We start from the raw sequence: 20166 nt of genomic DNA on the forward strand, positions 1-20166 counted from the left end.
ATTGCAAGGCTTCCTGAATGAGCTGCCGCAAACTCAGGCATGACCACTCTTTCGAATCCGGATGACTTGGCTTTGCGGGATCGTTGGATCATGGTAAACTACGAAAGCTTTGCTGAAATGCTCCAAATAAACGTTATTTTGCGATTTCGGGGACAAAATAATCATTTTCCGAGCCAGCTCCTGTTCATACAGTTCAAACACTTTCGCTTTACGGCTTTCATCCAGCGCACTATCAAACTCATCGAGTATGATATACCCCGGGTTGGATTCTATTGTTTTTAATAGAGCAAGCGCAAACAGCAGTGAACTGAGCGATTCTTCCCCGCCGGAAACTCCTTTCCCTACCTTGTTGCCTCTTCCCTTTAGGCTGACTTCCTCCATATCTCCCCGATGCCCCTGCTTGCGCGCACGCACATAGAGAAAATATCTCAGCTCGCCATGTTTGCCTTCCTGATGCTGCCACGATACCTCTCCGTCAAAACCGAATTTGTCCATGTACATCACAAACTTGGTATTGACCCGGTGCACCTCATTACGAATGGTATTGAACAGCTTGTCCTCCAGTTCCTGCAGCTGTTCTTCCAATTGCTCCATCAGCAGCTTGGCGTTTTGCACTTCTTCAGCCCCACGATCATAGGCCTCTTTGGTTCTTTCATAATTATCGATGGCATATTCGTTCACCGTCTCATTACAGGCGTTTTGTAAATGGACCCTTGCCCTTTCGCGCTCCCCCATCAGTACAGCCTCTGTCTGAGGGATAGCGACGTTAACGAGACCGGCTGCTTCCGCATCATGGGTCTCTGAAAGGACCGCCTCGGCTTCCTCCCACATAAATACCAGCTTTTCGTGCCACTGCTTCAGCTCCACGTCAATCCGCGCCTGATTCAATTCGATCGCTTCACGCTCTTCGGTGAGCCTGCTCTGCTGGCGACGGATTTGCTCCAGTTCAGCCTCGGCATCTTCCCAGGAGCTGCGTTTGTCCCGCAGTCTTCGCTTGGTACTTTCAATGGAGGTTTCCAGACCAGATATAGAGTTGCCCAGCTCCCGAATTTCGAGCTCCAGCCTGGTTCGCTTATCATACAGCTCCTTCAGCTCATGCTCCAGAAGCTGCAGCCGTTCAACCTGTTCACGCTCATGCTCATACTGCTTGTAAATGTCGAGATATTTCTCAAGCTGTCTGCATTCCTGGGCAAGCTCTGCGATCTGTTCACGCTTAACGGAGATCTCCTGATCCAGTTCATATCGCAAATTCTTTTTCTGTTCCCGCTCGGCCGTATACTGGGCAAGCTGCCTGATCCGCAGCTCCCGCTCGGCGCTGTCTGCGAAGAAAACCTCCGCCTGTTGTACACGTGGCAGCGCGGACCGATACAGAGCCAGCCGCTGATTCACCAGCTCCCATTCTGACGTATGAGCATTTAGCTGATCCTGTAATTTCTTCTTTTCCTCCTGCAGTCTTTGCAGCCGGATTTGCATGCCTTTCGTATGCAGCAGCCACTGACGTTCCTCCTGCGGTCCACGCCGCGCGCCCGTTTCAAGCAGGATTCCATCTCTCAGCTGGATACCACGCACCCCAAGCAGCAGCTCATGCAGCCACCACATCACTTTCAGCGCAGCAGCATACATGTCATCGCTCAGGTTTTCCCTAACCTGTACTTGAAGGTCAGCCAGGCGCTCCATGGAACGCTCGGGAACAATGGACGGCAACTCGACATGAATCAAATCATTGGGCGGGTTGAAGCTTCTGCTTTCAACAAAAACGGTATACTTTACCGCCTCCAGCGCAAATTCCTGCTCCAATGAAGCACGGCCGTCCATTTCCAGCAGCTGCTGCATGGTGTACGCCTGAATTCCCATTCGTCTGAACAGCTTTACAGACTGCTCCTGCCGCCTGGACAGGATACGGTCAGACTTTAAAGAGCCCTCCTCCTCCGTTAATTGCTCCAATTGACGGTTGGCTTGGCGGATTTGATCCTGCAATTGAACATAACGCGAATCCAGAAGCTCCAATTGCTGCTGAACATGTGCACTGTCCCTGTATTCCTGCAAAACCTCACTGAACCTTTTTTCCTCTTCCCGATCCTGATCGATCCGGACATGCAAATGAGAAATGGTCTCCTGCTGAGCGTCGAGCTGTTCTTGTAAAAGTTCAAGCTCTTCACGTTTCATCATTACTTCAGTTCGTCTTTGTTCAAGCATTTGGGATGAACGCTCAAGCTGTTCAACTACATCCTCTTGGCCAAAAGGGATGCTTCTAATCTGATCTGCAAGCGTCTGCAGACGCTCAACCAGCTCAGCCTGCTCCTTCTCCCGCACTTCTATGTCCTTGCGCAGTCCTATTATTTGCAGTTCGGCAGCCTCAAGCTTCAGTTCCAGCGCCTGCTTTTGATTCTGACGTGCGGTCCGTTCTTCCTCCAGCCTTTCGCGGTCCAGAGCCAAACTTGATTTACGCTCATTCGTTTCGTCAACCTCGATTTCAAGCTGCTCCAGTTGACCTGAAAGCTCCTGCTGCTGCCCTTTATAACGATCTGCAAGCATTGCGGAGGTGCGCACAAAGAGACGCAGATTATCCAGCCGGTTTTGGTTGCGTGTTAAAAGACGGTCCCGCTCCTTCTGCCAGCGCTCAAGGTCGAATTTATGCTGCAGCTGGTTGTTTTCCGCTTCCTGGCGCGCTCTTTCGGCTTCCTTCAATCTTTCTTTGGCCGATTCCCAGGTTCGCTGCATATTGTCAATCCGAGTCATCTCACTAAAAATGCGAAACCGTTCCTCTGGCCTCATTGTGGCAAACTGGTTTACATCCTGCTGATACCAGATCAGATAAAAGGCATCCGGATCCACAACATATTTATGCTGCAGCTGATAACGGTACTCCCGCAAATGGTTCACGCCATCCCCGGTAGTGTAGCGGGTCTCCCGCTCCCATGCTCCAATCTCTTCCCCTTCCCGAATCCAGTACTGCCTTTTCAGCGGTTCCCCGGGCTTCTGCTCCATATGAAGAGAGAACTGCACATAACGTGCGGCATCCATCGGCTTCTCTCCAATGTTGGCGAAAACGAGGTGAATCTGCGCATGCCATACTTCATCACTTCCAATATTTTTGGAACGCAGCCCCTCCAGCTCGACCTTCGCCGAACCGAGCACCGCTCCCATGCAAAAGGTCAACGTCGATTTTCCCGACCCGTTAGGACCCGTGATCAGAATATGTTCCATGATGCCTGATAAGTCCAGGACGGTTGCCGGATAGTCGCGTATCCCCGAAATCTTCATCTCCCAAGGAATCATTCTTCGTTTTCCGCCCCCATGTTGTATCTCTTGAAAAATTTAAGCACTTCATCCATATGCAGCTGCTGCGACTGGCTAAACTCCGTGAACCGTTTCAGATACGAGTTGCTGAACATTCTGCTCCCAATGGCTGTCAGCTCATAAGCCTCTTCGTCGGTCTCTCCGCTGAATCTGGCAATGGCACCGATCTTGAGCAACGCACCCAGAGCAGCCTGCATTTTCCGCCTGATATCAAGCGTTTCATGCCCAAACGCTTCAACCAGCTGGGTGAACAGCGTAAACTCATTTTGCAGTACGTCCTGGTGGTAAAAAATAAACATCAGCATCGCCAGGCTCTCCGCAGACAGCATTTCCTTAGCCTGCTGGGCCGGAACACGCATCAGAAGCACGGTCTGATCACGCCGCTTGTCGTATACCAATTGAAAATAACGTGCCACGGATTGGTTAATTCGTTCTATAAACTGGTGAAACGCCTGAGTTTCTTCAGGCTTCAGCTTCAAAAGCCGCATGACCTCCCGTCTGGACAATCCGAAATTGTCGCTTCGCACAGTAGCAGATGAGGAAAACATGATCTGCATAAAAGCGTGCTCTTCATCCGGTGTCAGGACCGTATTCAGATGAGCCATCACGGATAAAGGGCGGTAATTATCAACATAAATATCGTTATTCTTTTCCATTTCCGTCTCCATTGCTGCGGATGATATATCGTCCGTCTGCTTCGTCAATCCACTCCCACTCCTTTCGCTGATCTGATGAGGCTTCTTGCCCAATCTTTTCTGTTTCCTGCGTCATTTCCGCCTGCCGGTTCGACACGATTGCTGACACAGCTAACAAAGCGTTAACTGCATCCGCCCATTGTTCAGATCCGGCTTCCAATACCAGAGGTTCGATTCCGATCTGCTTATGCTCCACCAGCACCCTTTCCACATCCTCGGTGCGAATCATCGTTCTTGTTATATTCCAGGCTGCTTCTTCCATTTGGTCAGCCAGTTCGCTTTCCGTTAATTCCGCCGCAGCCGCAAACTCTTCTTCCGGATAGGATTCAATGGGACCTACAGCTGGCGTGTAATGCTCCAGGTAATCTATGGTACTCATCAACTGCGCTTCCGGGATGGGGGAAGCAAACTTGACTGGCACCCACAGACCGTCAAGACGCTCCCCCTCATCCCGGTCCTGCTCCATAAAACTCAGAATCTCAACTCCATTCGGCATGGTCGAGTCCGGCTTTTTATAAAAAGAGTCCATGACATAACGCTTGAAAGAGACAGGATCGATTTGCACACCAATCTCCGTCTGCTGGATATGAGCAAATTTCAATATTTTTTGCAGGGTGGACAAACTGATCTGTGTGCCTTGCAGCATAATATCCGTTCCCTTTTTAAAGAGACTGCTCCATTTCATGCCTTCTTCAAAGGTTTTCAGCTTATCCATTCGTTCATTAAGGCGCTGGTCCAGTTGTCTCATCAACTCTACAATGATTTTCACCTGCGGAAGTGCATGTCTGTCCGCCAAAAATTCGAGCTGACGCTCCTGCAGCTTTTCAACAGCCTCCTCCACATTTCTCACCATACTCGCCAGACGATTGCCGCCGGAAATTCCTTTATCATCGTAGGCTTCGCTCAAATCGGCATCCCTTGCCGCCTGAAACAAGGACCGGGCGATTTCATCACGCATGTAATAGGCAAGAGAATCATTGGCGAGCCGGATCAGCACATCCATTAAACGTTTGCCGACATCCATCATTAAAATGCGCCGCTTGGTACGGATCACCCAATTGTATTTTTCGAGAATATAAAGCAGCCGTTCGACCGACAAAGGCGGCTCTGTGCCATACCTGTTACGGTAACGGTAATAAAGGGCATTGGCATCTTCAAGCGGCTGCTCCAGCCCGAGAGCTTCTTCGTGAATCAAATTCAGCAGCTGCAGGATATGAAGCACCTTGATCGGCTCTTCAAAATATTCCCGCAATTCATTGAGCACGCCCGACAATTTGATCAAATCACGCAGAGACTCTCTGACCAAAGGCGCATCAGCATCGGATTCAAATATGGAAATCAGCTTTTTATCCAGGTTGTCCAAAGTTCTCTTCCTCCCAAAAATTCCTCCTGCTCAGTTGGTCTATTGTTTTCAATCGTTGCTTGTAATTGAGATTCATAATCTACCCACGAGTTGAAAATCCGGGCCTGCCGGGTTTCCGGGGGAGTCAAAATCCATTTTACCGATTGCAGAGGAAAATGATCGAGGATTTTCCGTACTGACGAAGCAATATGCAGACCTGCCTGATCCGTGTCGCACCAAACCAGCACCTGTTCTATGGATGGGGAATGCTGCAAAATATCATGAACAAGCTTGCGATGACTGCTGCGCAGCTGCCCATCCAGTCCGATGACCAGACTTTCACTCTCAAAAAGAAATTCCGGATCAGAGCACATCCGCGTAAGCAAGGCCCTGTTTTCTACCAGCCACATATGTTTGCATGAGGTCGCCATCTCCAGCTCATATACGGCCAGATCCGTTGTAGCATGCAGATATCCTTGCGGATAATTCAAGTCCCCTGCTTGCAATGCACCCGCAAAATAAATGGGTGTTATTGCTCCGGTGCTGACAAGTCCGAGATAAGAAAGCGGGATATCCACTCCCCTCTCCAGCTTGTCAAGAAAGTCCTTTTTATCTTTGTCAAACACCTTCGAGCCGCCAATCTGTCCAAAATAAGCCGCCCCGATCTCCTTCCAGTCAAACTGTCCGGTTTTCATGCGGATGCTGCATAATGCCAGCAGAAACTGTATATATCTGATCTGTTTGCTGCTTCTCCAGTTTATATCTATTTTTTGCGAGACTGGTTCAAGGGATATGAGATGACATGCTTCATGAAGGGCCTCGATCAAAACTTCCATATATTGTGTCAGCTTCTCTATTGCTAATCGTTGCTGTTTCGATAGAATCAGAGCACAAGGAAGCTCATCATAAAGACGTCTGGCCTCGGCACACAAGTAATTGAGCTGCCCGGACATTTCCGTCTGCTCTGCTTCCCTTCTCTGTTTATGTAACAAACTAAGAGCATAACCTATGACATATGCAGAACGCTTCATCGTTCTGCCATCTTGGCCGTACTCGCTCTTGCGGTAAATAAACCCTTTTTGAAACCAGTTATGAATCGTTTCCTGATTTATTGCCGGATTAGCTCTATATAAATCTTGTTCGGATTTTTTGACTTGGGTACTATGAAAAATGGAGAGCAGCCAATCCAGCGCGGGATGTGCTGGTTCATAAAATCCTTCATCCGAAATAACTCCACTAAGCATGGCCGATCGCTTGTAGGTTCTGGCAGAGATTTTCATAATATCCAATTCAAAATAACCGGATAGCTGCTGACCTGGCTGGAGTTCCTCTCCTGCCTTAACATAGTGTTGTTTTATAAAAGATAGTATTGAAGTTTCTTTCATTGATATCGACCATCCGCTGCTGACTTATTTTATCGCTATTGTAACATACAAATTTGCTTTATTTCCTTTGTGCCATAATCCGGTAGTTTCGATGAAATAATTAATAGACCTAAGCTTGAGGTATAAAAAGGGGTATGGTAAAGTAAAGATAGAAATAAGGACCGGTGGCCGCCGGTCCCCAGTACAACAGCTTGAGTGGGGTAACCCTCCAAATTGGTGCTACTTGATAAGAAGTGACCCTCACTGGTGCCAACCTAGAGTAGGGTCACTTTCGTTTATCGATGTAAGTGAGTAACGCTAGCAGGAAGATCCCGAAGGTTAAAACTTCACCGAACGAAATGTTCATACGCATCACCTCCTTTCGGAGGGTGCGCCCACTCAAGGTGTGTTGTACATCTATCATTATAGCATTAAGATACGCATAAAAGTCATATTTTCTCATAAAAAAAACGCAAAAACTGTACACGAAAACAATCAATAAGGTCCTTTCCAATCGGCAAGGTCCTTTTTTTATGTAGCAAGACTTATTCTGTTCATTTTCAACAAAACGAATATCCCTCGCCGTTCTGCAAAAGAGGTTTTTGGCAAACCTTGCCGAATAGTTCCATATACCCAAAAATGATCATGCGGAGGGAGTCTAAAGAAGTGCAACGTAATACTAGTACGACCAGTAATCAGGCAAAAAGATCTACAACAGCTCAAGCAAGCAGAACGCCTGGAAGACAATCCCGGGCAGCTAACCCTCAAGTACATAGAACAGCGGCGACTCAGGCTGAGAGAATGGGCAGCGCAATGAACACATCAGGCAGTGCTGGCACAGTGACCTGTAGGAAATGCAAGTCAACTCAGGTAGTAGCCAATAAAAAAGGCTATAGTTTTGCGAAAATGTTCATAACACTTGGTTGGATGGCGTTGCTTCCTATACTTATAATTATTGGTGGCGTGTTTCTAATAGCCTATGCAGCCATCTTAACTCCCGTTAATATTGCTGATAGTGCCGTGACTAACGATTCCAACAGCAATAGTTCAGAGACTTGGGTAGCTATTATTGGTATTCTATGCTGGATTTCAATAAGCCTATCATTACCCGTAAGCATCCTGGTCGGGTTTATAGGCAGAAATGAAATAATAAACGGCTGCATGAACTGCGGCTTCAAATGGGCCCCTGCCAAGAAAAAATAAAAACCTAAAGGACCTTCCCTGCAGTGAAGGTCCTTTTTCAGCATAGCCAAATATTCAATTCACCCATACAGAATAGAACCTCTCCATACCTTTTTTTATTTTTTACTGCCACAATCCTGCTCGTCCCAGACTAAGCTCATCGTTCTGCTTATCGCGTTATCGTGCTCCAATATTCGTGCCTGCGGGAGTCCCCGCGCCGATCAGGTCGCTGCCTGAAGCCAGCTTCAGGAAATTGCCCAGACTAAATGAGCCATTGCTGTTGCGTGTGATTTGCTGCGGGTCCATGCTTACAAAATCGGCGGCGCTGGCAGTCAGACCCTTGGCGTTTGTGCTTTTTTTGTTTTTCCACCACACATTGGAGCCGTCCGTATCCGTTCCGCTGGTCTTGTCGCTGGCTCCGCCGTCGAATGACAGATTGTTGGTGAAGATATGGGTGCCTTTATCAAAGGCAAAGTTGCTGCCCCCGTTGTCCCAGGAGGTGTTGTTTGTCATCGTGATGCTGCCCGGATTGCTGTTGTATGTGAAGCCATGCTTCTTGTTCTGGAAAGCGATGCTGTTCTTCACGATGTGATTGACTGCGATCTTGTCCCCGCCCAGCTTGAAGCCATTGCCGTCACTATCCGTAGTGGAAGTACCGTCCGAGGTTTGTCCATTATGATGGGCTACACTGTTCAGGATGGTGACTTGGCCGATGGCTCCGGTCTCCGATTTGCTATACAAATCCCAGCCATCGTCCACATTGTACGCAGCCACACAGCCGTTGAACACATTGCCAGGACCCACGGTCAGCTTCGCCGCGAATCCGTCGGCGTCCTCGCCGTTATCTGGATCATAGTTATCATGGGAATAGGAGTTAATGATCTCGTTGTACTTCGGCCATTCATCAAAACCCGCCGTGGATGCATAACGGCTAATCTGCAGGCCGGTATCGCGGTTATGATGGGTTTCCACGTTCTCAATCCGGTTATAGTTGCCGGCAATAAAGATGCCATTGTCTCCCGCATTTTTCACTTCAATGCCGTTCACATACCAGTAACTTCCAAATAACTGTAATCCTCTGTTAGCTGAATTAAATTCTTGCGCGGAGAAATCAAAGACAGGTTTCTCACCATTGTAAGCGACGAGGTTTTTGCGTGAACTGCTCGTCCCGCTGTTATCCCGTTCAATCGTCACCGTGGATGAATAAGCATAATTCCCCCCGCGAAGATAAATCGTGTTCCCCGGCTGAACAAGCGTGATTGCGTTTTCCAAGGTTGTGGGGCTGGCGAGCGTGCCGGGATTTGATGCTTTACCGTTAGGCGCGACATACAGATCACCTGCAGCCAGCGTGCCGGCAAAGGCTTCCTGATAGGTATCCTTTGCCACGGAAGCTTCTTCTGCGGTAGAGACAGGTGCCAGGAGATAAGCGGATAAACCCAAAGACAGAACAGCCAGAAAAGCAGACTTGCCAAAGCCAAACGTCTTCATATTCCCCATGTGCTAATCCTCCTACCATTTTAGATTAGTGAAAAACAAGCAAAAAAGATAGTTACTATAAAAGCTGCTCCTACTGCCTCCTCTCCCATAAATTTTTAAATACCGTAGGCTTTTACCAGGATGTAACATCATTCTAACCAATGTTAACGTTTTCATCAAGAGGTTTCTTCCAAATTTTAATCTTTTTTATGTTATAAATTACATATAAGAAAAACATCTATCGATGTACATTCAAAGAAGCCAGACCGCGTTTAGCGGAAGTTTTTCTTGAGGTTATAGAATTGTTCAGCCCCGCTGAAAACTTAGAAATTCTATAACCATAAAAGAGACCGGCTTCTTCATAGAAGCGGTCTCCATATCCTTTTACAGCACAATGTCACCCGGCCCGTTAATCACCCGTTGGATCAAGGCCTCCTGCCCATACAGCGGGTCATGCTGCTTCAGCTCCCCGAAGCCGAGTCCGGTCAACTTTTCAATCTGCTGGATCGGTACCTGATACGTTTTGTATTCGCCGAAGGCAAACTCCAGATCGTCAATGAAGCTTTTTTGGCTGAGCAGATAGGCGGTGGCGGACAGCTTGCCATCCGTCTTCACCATTACGGCCACCTTCCAGAATTCCGCCGGAATCCGCACTCCACGGTATTCGATGTCATCCTCCCGGAACACCGGACCGGTAAATACGCTCACCTTGAGATTATGCTCGTCTGTATTCCGCAGAATATAATCCTCCAGACCAAGCCAGATCTGCTGGTTCAGCTTCTTATGCTGCGGGGCGGCATTGGTAAAATGGAAGGTGTCCTCATTCGCCTCGGCAGCACGTTCGCCCCAGACCGGATCACGTCTGCGCACCAGATGTCCGCGGTCGATGTCCGGATGCTCGTATACTGGAGGCCCGCACTGATGTTTCCGGTCCATTCGGGGGTCGAACAGCCAGCGGTCGCTGCGGCCGATCTCCCTCAGCTGGCTGCCATCGATATTAACAGCTGTATAAAATGCAAGCTGCCGCGATTGGCTCATCACGATCGAGAAGTGAGTGTAGTTCAGAACTCGCCCGCCATCGATCAGCGGAGCAACGTCCTCCTCCAGATCACTGCGCAGGACCGGATGAGGCACCTTGTAATTCGAGCCCAGAAACTCGGGATCATAACCTGTGGAATGCTCATACCACTCCAGATCAAGCTCCTCAACCGTTTCGGCAGACTGCCCGGATATGTCCAAATGGTGTATTACCTGATCCACAAGCTGCCGCTGCTCCGCATTCAACTCCGCTCTCTTTTGCTCAATCCTCTGCAAAATGCTGCTGATGCGCACTCCTTCATTCGCGATGAACACGGAGCTGTCATTCGGATCAGGCACTCCCGCATGGTGCAGGGCGGCCACTATCCATTGGTCATTGAAGACAGGCGATCCAGACGAGCCGGCCTGCGTATCCGTGGAGTAATGGATAAAATGCTCCAGCATGTCGGTCACGCGGTTTTCGCGGATGGCCACCATCTTCGGCGCCCCCTGCGGATGCTGGATGATGGATACATATTCGCCCTCCAGGATTTTACCGGGCTCGCTGTACAGCTCTAAATATCCGAAACCGTTCAGCGGCGTTCCATCCGACGCTTCCTCATCCACTGCGACCAAGGTGAAATCCAGCTCCGGATCGGTCAGAAACAGCTGCTTGGGGGCAAAATTGAAGCTCTTCATCTGGCGCTCCTTGAAATGCAAATCCAGCTCATAGTTGAACTGTGCCACACTGTACAGCGCTTCATCCTCATGGGATAGCACATGGTTATTGGTAAGCAGTAGCGATGGAGACACCAGGAAGCCTGTACCGTAACCGGTCACTCTGCCGATATGATCCCTGACCTCAATCCTGCAGACGGATTTAGCCCCCTGCAGGCCCGCCTCAAGGTAAGACACCGGGAACAGATCGTCATTGCCGATGACCCGCTCCAGCCCTAGTCCGTCCCGCGGATCTATGGTGGCCTCCCGAACAGCGATCCTGTCCGGTGAGGCAGCCTCCACGGGGTTGCCCTCCTGCATACGCATGGCAGTCTTCTTCCGCTCTCCGCTTCTAGCCTCGTACCTCTTCAAGGCGGCCTGCTGCTGCACCTCATATGTACTTTCCTGATGCAGCCATGGTTTCTGCATGCTCGCTCCTCCTATCTTTTTATGTGTAAAAAGTTCCACCCTGTTAATGCATATGTATTAAAATTTGTTTTATAATCCGGGCACCTGAACATGAGGGTGGCAAAAAAGGCATCTCCACCATGGAACATCTGAAAAAAAGAGCGAAGATGCCTGGACATCCCCGCTCTTAAAGCAGACGCTTATCAAAGCGCTGCTTGTTGATTGCTTCGCTGTTGTTCTGCTATTTATTCACCGTTTGGCACGGCGTTTTTCCTTGGTTTCCCGTGAGGTATACCTCTTCATATCCACATACCTCGGCAAAAGATCCCTCAATCCGATCTGCAGTTCCCTTTCCTCCTGGAAAAAAGCCCGGACATGCCGCTCGCCGGCCTCCTCGCGGTCCGCTTTCCCAGTCTCCATATCGCTGTCCGTTATGACGTCGCTTTCCCGGCCATTCCCGGGCTCTCCCACCTTCCAATGCTGTCCTGGCACCATACCCGTCTGGTCCTTTTCCATAGACACGCATCCTTTCCCTGTGGTTTAGGTCCCGTTTCCGCCTCTTACATTGCTGGAAATAAACGGTTTAGCTTATTATAGTACGATGGACATCAGGAAGCCAGAGCCTATCTTCTATTTTTTAGAAAAAACAGTAGAACAAGAAAAGCGCAGCGGGCTGCCCCTTCTGCGCTTTAAGCTTGGATCTATATTCCAAATTATGCGTTATTCACTTGAATCGGCTCTACCTTTTTCAGCAGGAACAGGTAGTTCAGGATCGCGATTACGATCAGTGCCGCGGAGAAAATCAATGCCGGTACGAAAGAGCCTGTGCTGGCTACGATGAAACCGGTAATGATGGGACCAACGACACCGCCCATGTTGGAGACGGAGTTTTGCATCCCCGCTACAACGGAGGTCATGTTCTTCGGAGCCACATCGCCCGGAAGCGCCCATACCTGGGAAGCTGCCACGGTCGTGCCGGACTTGGCAATACACAGCAGCACCACGGCAAGAACGGCAGATTGTGCAAATGCGGCAAAACCGATGCAGGCGGCCATCAGAAGGCCAATGACCAGAAAGAGCTTACGTGTTGCGGTCAGCGACAGCTTGCCGCTGGAATAAATACGGTCGGATAACCAGCCGGCGGCCACCTCGACCACCATCGCACACAACAGCGGCAGTGAGGCCATGATTCCCATTTCGATCAGGTTCATCCCCCGTTCCTTAACCAGATACGTAGGAAGCCATGTGATGAAGAAATAAGAGTTATAGTTGATCATGAAGAATCCGATACACATGGCCCAAATATTTCTGTGCTTCAGCAATTGATACCATTTCATCGGCTGCTTGCTGTCAGTGCCCTCTTTCTTGGTCTGACCCTCACGGATGTGCAGCAGCTCCGCTTCATTAACTCCTTTGTGCTCCTCTGGGGTTTCTTTGAAATAGAGCAGCCAGATGACGCCCCAGATTACACCGAGTGCACCAATAATGACAAAGGTCATTTTCCAGCCATACATGGCAATCAGCCAGACGATCAGCGGCATGGCAATAGCCCCGCCAAACTTGGAACCGCTGTCAAAAATACCCGCTACGGTCGCTCTTTCCTTGTCCGGGAACCATTTGGACGCAATTCCCGCATTACTCGGATAAGCCGCCGCTTCCCCGACGCCCAGGGCGACCCGGAAACCGAGCAGTGACTTGAAGCCTGTCGCCAGTCCGGTCACCGCCGTAGCCAGTGACCACCAGATTACGGCGAAGCCAAGTGTTTTCTTCTGGCCGAAACGGTCGGCAAACCAACCAGCCGGAATCTGCAGCAGCGCATAAGACCAGAAGAAGCCGGACAGGATAATGCCCATCTGTGCTTCGCTTAACGAGAATTCATCTGTCAAAAATGGAGCGGCAGCCGAAAGCACCGTGCGGTCAATATAGTTGATGGCAATAGCCGCCCACATCAGAAGGGCAATAACCCAGCGAACTTTTGACTTTTTGCGGACAGGTTGTGACTCTGTGGCGGTTGTCAGTTCATTAGCTTGCATGTTGTCTAACCTCCCTGTTCCCAAGTCGGGATACAATGTTAAAAATAATTACAGCCCGTTCACCACGTGCTGCGGTGCCTTCTCATGGACGATGACGTCCACAATATTGCGAACACAGGTCATACCGAGCGTATTCACCGCACCATCCGTATACCCTGCGATATGCGGAGCAGCGATAAAATTCGGCAGCTCGAAAAGCGGGTGCTCGGTCAGCGGCTCATGCTCGAATACGTCCAGCGCGGCGCCTGCAATCTGTTTTTCCTTCAAGGCTTGATACAGTGCCTCCTCATGAACGATGCCGCCTCTTGATGCGTTTACCAGGAAGGCGCTTTCTTTCATAAGAGAGAATTGGTCCGCGCCAATCAAATTGCGGGTCTGTTCGATGAGCGGCATGTGCAGGGTAATAAAGTCACTTTCGCGAAGCAGCTCTTCCAGCCCGAGTAGACGAACATTCCACTGCTCCGCAAACTTTTGGTCAGGGTACGGATCATACGCAAACAGACTCATATCGAATCCGCTGGCCCTGCGCGCCACCTCTTTACCGATGCTGCCCAGTCCAATGATGCCGAGTGTTTTGCCATAGACATCCGTACCGAAAATTTTCGGCCACTCGCCTGCCTTGGTGCCCTTGTCAGCAGCCGGAATCTGCCTTGCAAGCGCCAGCATCAGCCCGAAGGCAAAATCCGCAACTGCATGTTTATTTGCATTTGGAACGTTAGTCACCCAAACCTTGCGCTCCTTGGCCGCTTCCAAGTCGATGTTATCGACGCCTACGCCGTGCTTGCATACAATTTTCAGGCTCGGAATCCGGTCCAGCACAGGTCCGTTTATGGTATTAAAAGCAACAATAGCCGCAACTGCTCCCTCAGCCTCCCTGATAAAATCCTCTTCCCCGATATCAGCAGGCAGATGAACCAGTTCAAGGCCATGCTGGTCCAGGTATCGGAACGGTTCATCCGAATATTTGCCGAACGACGGCGATGTAGATACGACTTTCATACTGACTTGCCCCCTTCATTTCACGGGTTATGAGATCCGCAAAGATCCCATTACCCGTGAATGTAACTATGTGATTGTGGCTGTAGCTACTTCAGTTTTCCAACCTATAAACTCTTCTGCGCCATGTGCCTCTATGCCAGCTTATACTCTCTTCCAGCCGTATAACTTTTCTCTCCCAGCCTAAGCACTCTTTGGCGCCAGCTCCGCAGCGGAACGGATTGCGGCCAGCAGGCTTGCTTCATCCGCCTTGTTCTGCCCGGCAATATCGAACGCTGTCCCGTGGTCCACCGAGGTGCGGATCACACCGCCTTTCAGGCCAACCGTAATGTTCACGCCTTCCTCCAGGCCCAGCACCTTGATCGGAATATGACCCTGGTCATGGTAACATGCCACCACGATATCGAAATCGCCGCGCACGGCCCGGAAAAACACCGTATCTCCCGGCAGCGGGCCTTCCACATTAATGCCTTCCGCCCGCGCTTTTTCGATGCCCGGTACCAGCTGCGCTTCCTCTTCGCCGTTGCCGAACAGCCCCTTCTCGCCCGCATGCGGGTTAATGCCGCAAACGGCGATGCGCGGGTTCTCATATCCGGCGCGCTTGAGCGTTTCATCAGCCAATGCGATCACCTTATACGTCCGTTCCGGCGTAATGGATTGAATGGCTTCAATCAGCCCCTGATGCGTCGTCAGGTGAATCACCTTCAGTTTGGGCGAAGACAGCATCATGGAATAGTCCTCTGTTCCGGTCAAATCCGCCAAAATCTCCGTATGCCCCGGATAGCGGTGGCCGCCCATATGCAAGGCTTCTTTATTCAACGGAGCTGTACAGATCGCTTGAATTTGCCCGTCCTTGGCCAGCTCGACTGACCGCTTCAGAAACTGGAATGCCGCATCTCCCGCAGCCGCCGAAAGCTGGCCGAAGGGCAGATCCTCCGGCAGCAGGTTCAGATCCAGACAATCGATCGTGCCAGGTTCGAACCGGCATTCCTGAATGGAATGCACGGGGTTAAGCACCAGATCAGAGCCCGTCACGCTCAAGGCCCTTTTCATGATCTTGGCGTCCCCGATCACAATCGGCCGGCACTGCTCATATACTTCTCGATGTCCTAACGCCTTCACGATAATCTCCGGTCCGACGCCCGCCGCATCGCCCATCGTAATCCCGATAATTGGTTTCATAATGCCCCTCCTTGCAGTTTCAGCACCGCTTTCTCCATTACAGCTTCCGAGCCGAAGTTGCCCGCCTTGGTCACTGCAAAAATATCTTGTTCTCCGGAAAGCTTGCCGAGCGGTATGCCGTTCTCCACCTCCGACAGCAGCCGGAATTCATGCAGGTTCAATCTTTGGAATACCTGATGCGCCGTGTCTCCCCCGGTCAGGAACAAATGCTGCAGGCCGTGTCTGCGCACCAGCTCTGCAGCGCATTTCCCCAGCGCCTTCGATATCCGGTTGCTGATCTCCACTGCGTTGTATCCGAACCGCTGCCCGGCTTTTCTCGTTTCCTCCACTTTATCCGACGAAAATAACACCACATGCTTGTTCTTGCTCAAGGCGTCATCTGCCAGCCGCCGCAGTCTCTCCATTTCCGCCTCCATGGCTGCTTCACCGCTGATGATCTGCACCGCGTCCATTTCAACGCCCGTCACCCCGCTTACTCGGAGCACCCGATCCAGCTGCCTGCGGCCGGCCGGACTTACGCTGCCGACTACCAGCAGGACGGGCTTTTCTGTTCTCGGCAGGGCCTCTTCGGTGTGAACGCGGGACAAGCCGTAGGCCTGCGGCAGATACCGGATCAGTCCGGATGAGCCCGCCCAGATGACTGAATAGGATAGCTGCGCGATATACTTCACGATCGCCTCCATATGGTCTTCCGTTTCGGAATCCGCAACGATATAGGCAATCTGCTGTTCCTTGAACGCCGCCATTCGGGCCACGATATGCTCCGCTCCCTGCTCCAGGTCAGTTCTGGACAGATGCCCCACCTTCCGCTGCGCCTGATCGCCGATCAGCTTGACCAGCCGTGACTCCTTCACCGGTGTTTTGGGATCATGCGCGGCTTCCGTCTCATGCAGTTTGATGCCGTTCACATAATGAATCCCGTCGATCACCTGCCGCCCGTTCTCTATATAAGCCGGAGCAATGATGACAAAATCCGGCGCAAACATGTCATATACCGCGTTGATCTCCTGCCCGACGTTGCCGCGCATGGTGGAATCTATCTTTTTGTACAGCACGTCGAAGGGTTCATTGCGGATTTGCCGGCATGCTTCCTGAACCGTCCGGTAGGCTTCTTCCCCGGACAGGGACCTGCTGTCCGTATTCAGGATCACCGCTTCGTTAGGAAGCGGATTCGGCTCCCGCCGCCCCAGGACAACCGACACCTGCAGGCCGTAATGGACGAGCTGTCCCCCGCAATCGCTGGCGCCTGTCAGGTCGTCGGCAATGACTGCTATTCTCATGCCGTCACCTTCAGGAGCTTTGCGGGAGCAGCTTGCGGTAGATCACTTTCATGTCTTCCACGCTGACCGGCTTCGGATTGTTGTTCAGCAGCCGGGTAACCTTCGCGGCGGAGAGGGACAGCTCTTCGACATCTTCCTCGGACACGCCGTACTGCTGCAGATTTTGCGGGATGTTCAGCTCCTGTGTCCACTCGGCAATGCGCCGGATGACGGCCTCCGCTGCTTCCTGCTCGGACAGCCCGTTCACATCCAGTCCCATCGCTGCGCCAGCAACCGTCAGGCGGGCAGCCGCCGCGTCCATGTTGAATTCCATTACATGCGGCAGCAACATGGAATTCGCCACCCCGTGCGCAATTTTGAATTTGCCGCCAAGCGGATAGGCCAGGGCATGCACCGCGGCCGTTCCGGCACTCGTCAAGGCCATGCCGCCGTACATTGAGCCAAGCAGCATATTCTCTCTTGCCTCGACGGATGAGCCGTTATGATACGCTTCAAGAATGCTGGAAGATATCAGGCGGATCGACTCAAGCGCGAACATGTCGCTGATCGGATTCGCCTTGTTCGAAATAAAAGATTCAAGTGAATGCGTAAAAGCGTCCATACCGGTGGCGGCTGTTACCGCCTGCGGCAGCCCGAGCGTTACCATCGGATCAAGGATGACAAGCTGCGGCAGCAGATAAGGGCTGACCACACCGATCTTCAGTTCCTCCTCCGGAATCGTAACAATCGCATTTGGTGTCACCTCGGCCCCGGTTCCCGATGTTGTAGGGATGAGCACTGTTGGAATGCCCGCCTGTTTGATCAGGTTCGTACCAAGGAAGCCGCGAATGGAGCCTCCGTTCGAGCCCAGCACGGACAGTATTTTGGCTGCGTCCAGCACGCTGCCGCCGCCGATGCCGATAATGACATCCACGCTTGCGCCCGCTGCACCCAATGTCTTGCTATATACCTCTTCAATGTTTTCCAGTGTCGGCTCCGGTAATATATTCAACGTCACCTGCGCCTGAATTCCCTTCTCCGTGAGCTGCTTCAGCAAGCCGTCCAGGATGCCGGATCTTTGGGTAAAGGGCTGCGCCACAACCAGAGCGCTGCGGATTCCGGCAGCCACCGAGTCCAAATGCTCGCCTAAAGTGTGAAGGCTAGCTCTGCCGGCGATGATTTTGGCCGCGGTCTGAAACTGATACAATGCCTGCATCGTTAACTCTCCTTCCCGTCATCTGTCTCTAATGTCTATCTCTAATATTTGTCTTAGTGGCCGCTTCCGGCTTTATTTCCCGTTCAGCTTGTAGCTGTTCACCATCTCCTGCACAATTGTCAGAGCCTCTCCGGACAGCTCGCTGACCGGCAGCTTCGGCGGGCCGACAGGAATGCCAGACAGCTCCACCGCCTTCTTCAGGACGGACGGCAGGGTACCGTGTTTGAACGTATCGCGCAGCGGATTTAGCTGATCCTGCGCCTTCTGCGCTGCTTCAAGATCGCCCTTCAGCCAGTTTTGGTAAATGGACACGACGACCTCAGGCAGCATGTTGGCCGTAGCCGCCACCGCCCCGCTTCCTCCGGCGTTTAACGTCTGCAGAATCAGGGAATCAGTGCCTGCCAGCACGGAAAAATCTTCGCCTTGCGTGGCCTGAATATATTGCTGAATATTTTCAAACTTGCCGCTGCTGTCTTTAATGGCAACGATGTTGGGGATTTTGGCAAGCCGCGCTACCGTATCCGCTTCCAAATGAACACCGGTGCGTGAAGGAATATTGTACATAAGTACCGGCAGCGAAGTGGATTCGGCGATTTTAGCAAAATGAACGTATAATTCCTCCTGTGAAGGAGCGATAAAAAACGGTGTAATGACAGACAAGGCATCTGCGCCAAGCTCTTCCATTTTCTTCGAAAGACCGATGACGTCCTCAGTTGCGTTTCCTCCGCTGCCCATGATGACAGGAACTGCGCCGTTCGTCTCATCCACGACGATTTGAGCCAGCTTCAGCTTTTCCTTCTCATCCAGCAGATGAAACTCCCCGTTCGTTCCGAGGGCAAACACACCGTTAACACCCGCATCGATCATCCGTCGTGTAAGCTGGCGGGTTACCTGCTCATTCACTTGCTGCTCTTCCGTCAAAGGGGTCAGCATCGCGGGAATAATGCCTTTGAATTTCATGGTTAAGCCTCCTATATTCAAGTGGGACCTGTTTCAGAATTGAACTATTTTTAGATACAAGCGCTTTCAAATGTGATTATAGTCCTGCATGTTCAATTTAACAACACATTTTGATAAATTGTTCAAATTAAAAACAACATGTTTCATTATGAAACACGTTGTACAGTTTAGCTAGTTACTTTATTTTCCTCCACAGCGTGGTGCGGCTAACGCCTGCTCTCTCGCCTCATCTCTAAGCCCTACGTCCTGTTTCCGCCTCTTACGTTACTTCAATTCATATAGGTTCCTCCATTAATATTAATAGATTCACCTGTAATAAAATCAGACATTGAAGAAGACAAGAACAAGACGGCATCAGCTACATTTTGCGGCGTTCCCAATTTCCCAAGCGGTATTCGGTTGATGACACTCTCCCTATAATCAGCTGTCCACTGCTGACTCATATCAGTATCGATTGGCCCTGGGCAAACAGCGTTTACATAAATGTTGTGCTTCGCCATCTCCAAGGCCAAATGCTGAGTCAAATAGTTCACACCCGCCTTGGAGGCCCCGTAAGAGGGAGCCGCATTCCTATGTGGAGTTTTAGCCGTCGTAGAGGTTACATTTACGATTTTCCCGTACTTGTTGTCAATCATATAAGGCAGAGACGCTCTACACATATAAAGCGTGCCGTTCAAATTAATGTCCAGTACTCGCTGCCAATCCTCCACAGAGTCCATATCCAACGTTGAGGCTCGCCTGTTGATTCCCGCATTATTGACAAGAATGTCGATCCGGCCAAATTGACCCACAGCGGTACGCACCAGTTCCCCAGCTATCTGTTGATCCGACACATCTCCTGCACATACAGCACAAGACTGTTCCAGAGATTTCACTTCCCCTGCAAGCTCAGTCAGCAAGTCTTCACGCGTTCCGTTCAACACTAGTGTAGCGCCATGAGTCGCCAGTGTTAGTGCGATCGCTCTGCCTATGCCTCTGCTCGCTCCTGTAACGATCGCTACCTTCCCTTCCAAGAGCAT

15 protein-coding genes are annotated in these 20166 nt (G+C 50.9%); 1 reads left to right on the plus strand and 14 read right to left on the minus strand.

What is annotated here, in order from left to right:
- Positions 1 to 33: 33 nt before the first annotated feature.
- From ACI1P2_RS01305 to ACI1P2_RS01320, 4 genes are read right to left on the minus strand one after another with little or no spacing between them, the layout of a single operon-like run.
- Positions 34 to 3264, minus strand: coding sequence for an AAA family ATPase (locus ACI1P2_RS01305; RefSeq protein WP_355316107.1), 3231 nt, complete (start codon positions 3262 to 3264; stop codon positions 34 to 36).
- Positions 3265 to 3275: 11 nt separating this feature from the next.
- Positions 3276 to 3956, minus strand: coding sequence for a hypothetical protein (locus ACI1P2_RS01310; protein WP_408976108.1), 681 nt, complete (start codon positions 3954 to 3956; stop codon positions 3276 to 3278).
- The gene (locus ACI1P2_RS01315) at positions 3943 to 5358 is read right to left on the minus strand and encodes a hypothetical protein (RefSeq protein WP_355316109.1); all 1416 of its coding nucleotides are present in this window, start codon (positions 5356 to 5358) and stop codon (positions 3943 to 3945) included. The genes ACI1P2_RS01310 and ACI1P2_RS01315 overlap by 14 nt, the downstream gene beginning before the upstream one ends.
- Entirely contained in the window at positions 5334 to 6722 is a 1389-nt protein-coding gene (locus ACI1P2_RS01320; RefSeq protein WP_355316111.1) for a Toprim sub domain-containing protein, read from the minus strand. The genes ACI1P2_RS01315 and ACI1P2_RS01320 overlap by 25 nt, the downstream gene beginning before the upstream one ends.
- Positions 6723 to 7367: 645 nt before the next feature.
- Between ACI1P2_RS01320 and ACI1P2_RS01325 the strand changes: the two genes are divergently transcribed.
- The gene (locus ACI1P2_RS01325) at positions 7368 to 7904 is read left to right on the plus strand and encodes a hypothetical protein (RefSeq protein WP_408976098.1); all 537 of its coding nucleotides are present in this window, start codon (positions 7368 to 7370) and stop codon (positions 7902 to 7904) included.
- Positions 7905 to 8060: 156 nt separating this feature from the next.
- On the opposite strand, the gene ACI1P2_RS01330 is transcribed toward ACI1P2_RS01325, so the two are convergent.
- From ACI1P2_RS01330 to ACI1P2_RS01375, 10 genes are all read right to left on the minus strand, one after another.
- Positions 8061 to 9371, minus strand: coding sequence for a right-handed parallel beta-helix repeat-containing protein (locus ACI1P2_RS01330; RefSeq protein WP_355316304.1), 1311 nt, complete (start codon positions 9369 to 9371; stop codon positions 8061 to 8063).
- Between the two features lie 372 nt (positions 9372 to 9743).
- Positions 9744 to 11522 (minus strand): DNA/RNA non-specific endonuclease, encoded by a 1779-nt coding sequence (locus ACI1P2_RS01335; RefSeq protein WP_355316115.1) that lies wholly within the window; start codon positions 11520 to 11522, stop codon positions 9744 to 9746.
- 228 nt (positions 11523 to 11750) lie between these two features.
- A complete protein-coding gene (locus tag ACI1P2_RS01340; RefSeq protein WP_355316117.1) occupies positions 11751 to 12017 on the minus strand; it encodes a hypothetical protein in 267 nt (88 codons plus the stop codon).
- A gap of 197 nt (positions 12018 to 12214) precedes the next feature.
- Entirely contained in the window at positions 12215 to 13534 is a 1320-nt protein-coding gene (locus ACI1P2_RS01345; RefSeq protein WP_355316119.1) for an MFS transporter, read from the minus strand.
- A 48-nt stretch (positions 13535 to 13582) separates the two neighbouring features.
- Entirely contained in the window at positions 13583 to 14533 is a 951-nt protein-coding gene (locus tag ACI1P2_RS01350) for a phosphoglycerate dehydrogenase (protein WP_355316121.1), read from the minus strand.
- Between the two features lie 180 nt (positions 14534 to 14713).
- Positions 14714 to 15712, minus strand: a complete 999-nt coding sequence (gene pdxA / locus ACI1P2_RS01355; protein ID WP_355316122.1) for a 4-hydroxythreonine-4-phosphate dehydrogenase PdxA — start codon at positions 15710 to 15712, stop codon at positions 14714 to 14716.
- On the minus strand, positions 15709 to 16992 hold the full coding sequence (locus ACI1P2_RS01360; RefSeq protein ID WP_355316124.1) for a four-carbon acid sugar kinase family protein: 1284 nt from the start codon (positions 16990 to 16992) through the stop codon (positions 15709 to 15711). Before ACI1P2_RS01360 ends, pdxA begins: the two co-directional genes overlap by 4 nt.
- A gap of 10 nt (positions 16993 to 17002) precedes the next feature.
- A complete protein-coding gene (locus ACI1P2_RS01365) occupies positions 17003 to 18187 on the minus strand; it encodes an iron-containing alcohol dehydrogenase (RefSeq protein ID WP_355316125.1) in 1185 nt (394 codons plus the stop codon).
- 72 nt (positions 18188 to 18259) lie between these two features.
- Positions 18260 to 19147, minus strand: a complete 888-nt coding sequence (dapA, locus tag ACI1P2_RS01370) for a 4-hydroxy-tetrahydrodipicolinate synthase (protein WP_355316127.1) — start codon at positions 19145 to 19147, stop codon at positions 18260 to 18262.
- Positions 19148 to 19416: 269 nt separating this feature from the next.
- Entirely contained in the window at positions 19417 to 20166 is a 750-nt protein-coding gene (locus tag ACI1P2_RS01375; protein ID WP_355316129.1) for an SDR family NAD(P)-dependent oxidoreductase, read from the minus strand.

The organism is Paenibacillus jiangxiensis (assembly GCF_046098255.1).
Taxonomy (GTDB): Bacteria; Bacillota; Bacilli; order Paenibacillales; family Paenibacillaceae; genus Paenibacillus; species Paenibacillus jiagnxiensis.

Coding starts and splice junctions, on each gene's coding strand:
- ACI1P2_RS01350 (WP_355316121.1), bottom strand. CDS start 14,533: ATGAAAGTCGTATCTACATCGCCGTCGTTCGGCAAATATTCGGATGAA.
- ACI1P2_RS01310 (WP_408976108.1), bottom strand. CDS start 3,956: ATGGAAAAGAATAACGATATTTATGTTGATAATTACCGCCCTTTATCC.
- ACI1P2_RS01345 (WP_355316119.1), bottom strand. CDS start 13,534: ATGCAAGCTAATGAACTGACAACCGCCACAGAGTCACAACCTGTCCGC.
- ACI1P2_RS01305 (WP_355316107.1), bottom strand. CDS start 3,264: ATGAAGATTTCGGGGATACGCGACTATCCGGCAACCGTCCTGGACTTA.
- dapA (WP_355316127.1), bottom strand. CDS start 19,147: ATGAAATTCAAAGGCATTATTCCCGCGATGCTGACCCCTTTGACGGAA.
- ACI1P2_RS01330 (WP_355316304.1), bottom strand. CDS start 9,371: ATGAAGACGTTTGGCTTTGGCAAGTCTGCTTTTCTGGCTGTTCTGTCT.
- ACI1P2_RS01375 (WP_355316129.1), bottom strand. CDS start 20,166: ATGCTCTTGGAAGGGAAGGTAGCGATCGTTACAGGAGCGAGCAGAGGC.
- ACI1P2_RS01360 (WP_355316124.1), bottom strand. CDS start 16,992: ATGAGAATAGCAGTCATTGCCGACGACCTGACAGGCGCCAGCGATTGC.
- ACI1P2_RS01335 (WP_355316115.1), bottom strand. CDS start 11,522: ATGCAGAAACCATGGCTGCATCAGGAAAGTACATATGAGGTGCAGCAG.
- ACI1P2_RS01320 (WP_355316111.1), bottom strand. CDS start 6,722: ATGAAAGAAACTTCAATACTATCTTTTATAAAACAACACTATGTTAAG.
- ACI1P2_RS01340 (WP_355316117.1), bottom strand. CDS start 12,017: ATGGAAAAGGACCAGACGGGTATGGTGCCAGGACAGCATTGGAAGGTG.
- pdxA (WP_355316122.1), bottom strand. CDS start 15,712: ATGAAACCAATTATCGGGATTACGATGGGCGATGCGGCGGGCGTCGGA.
- ACI1P2_RS01365 (WP_355316125.1), bottom strand. CDS start 18,187: ATGCAGGCATTGTATCAGTTTCAGACCGCGGCCAAAATCATCGCCGGC.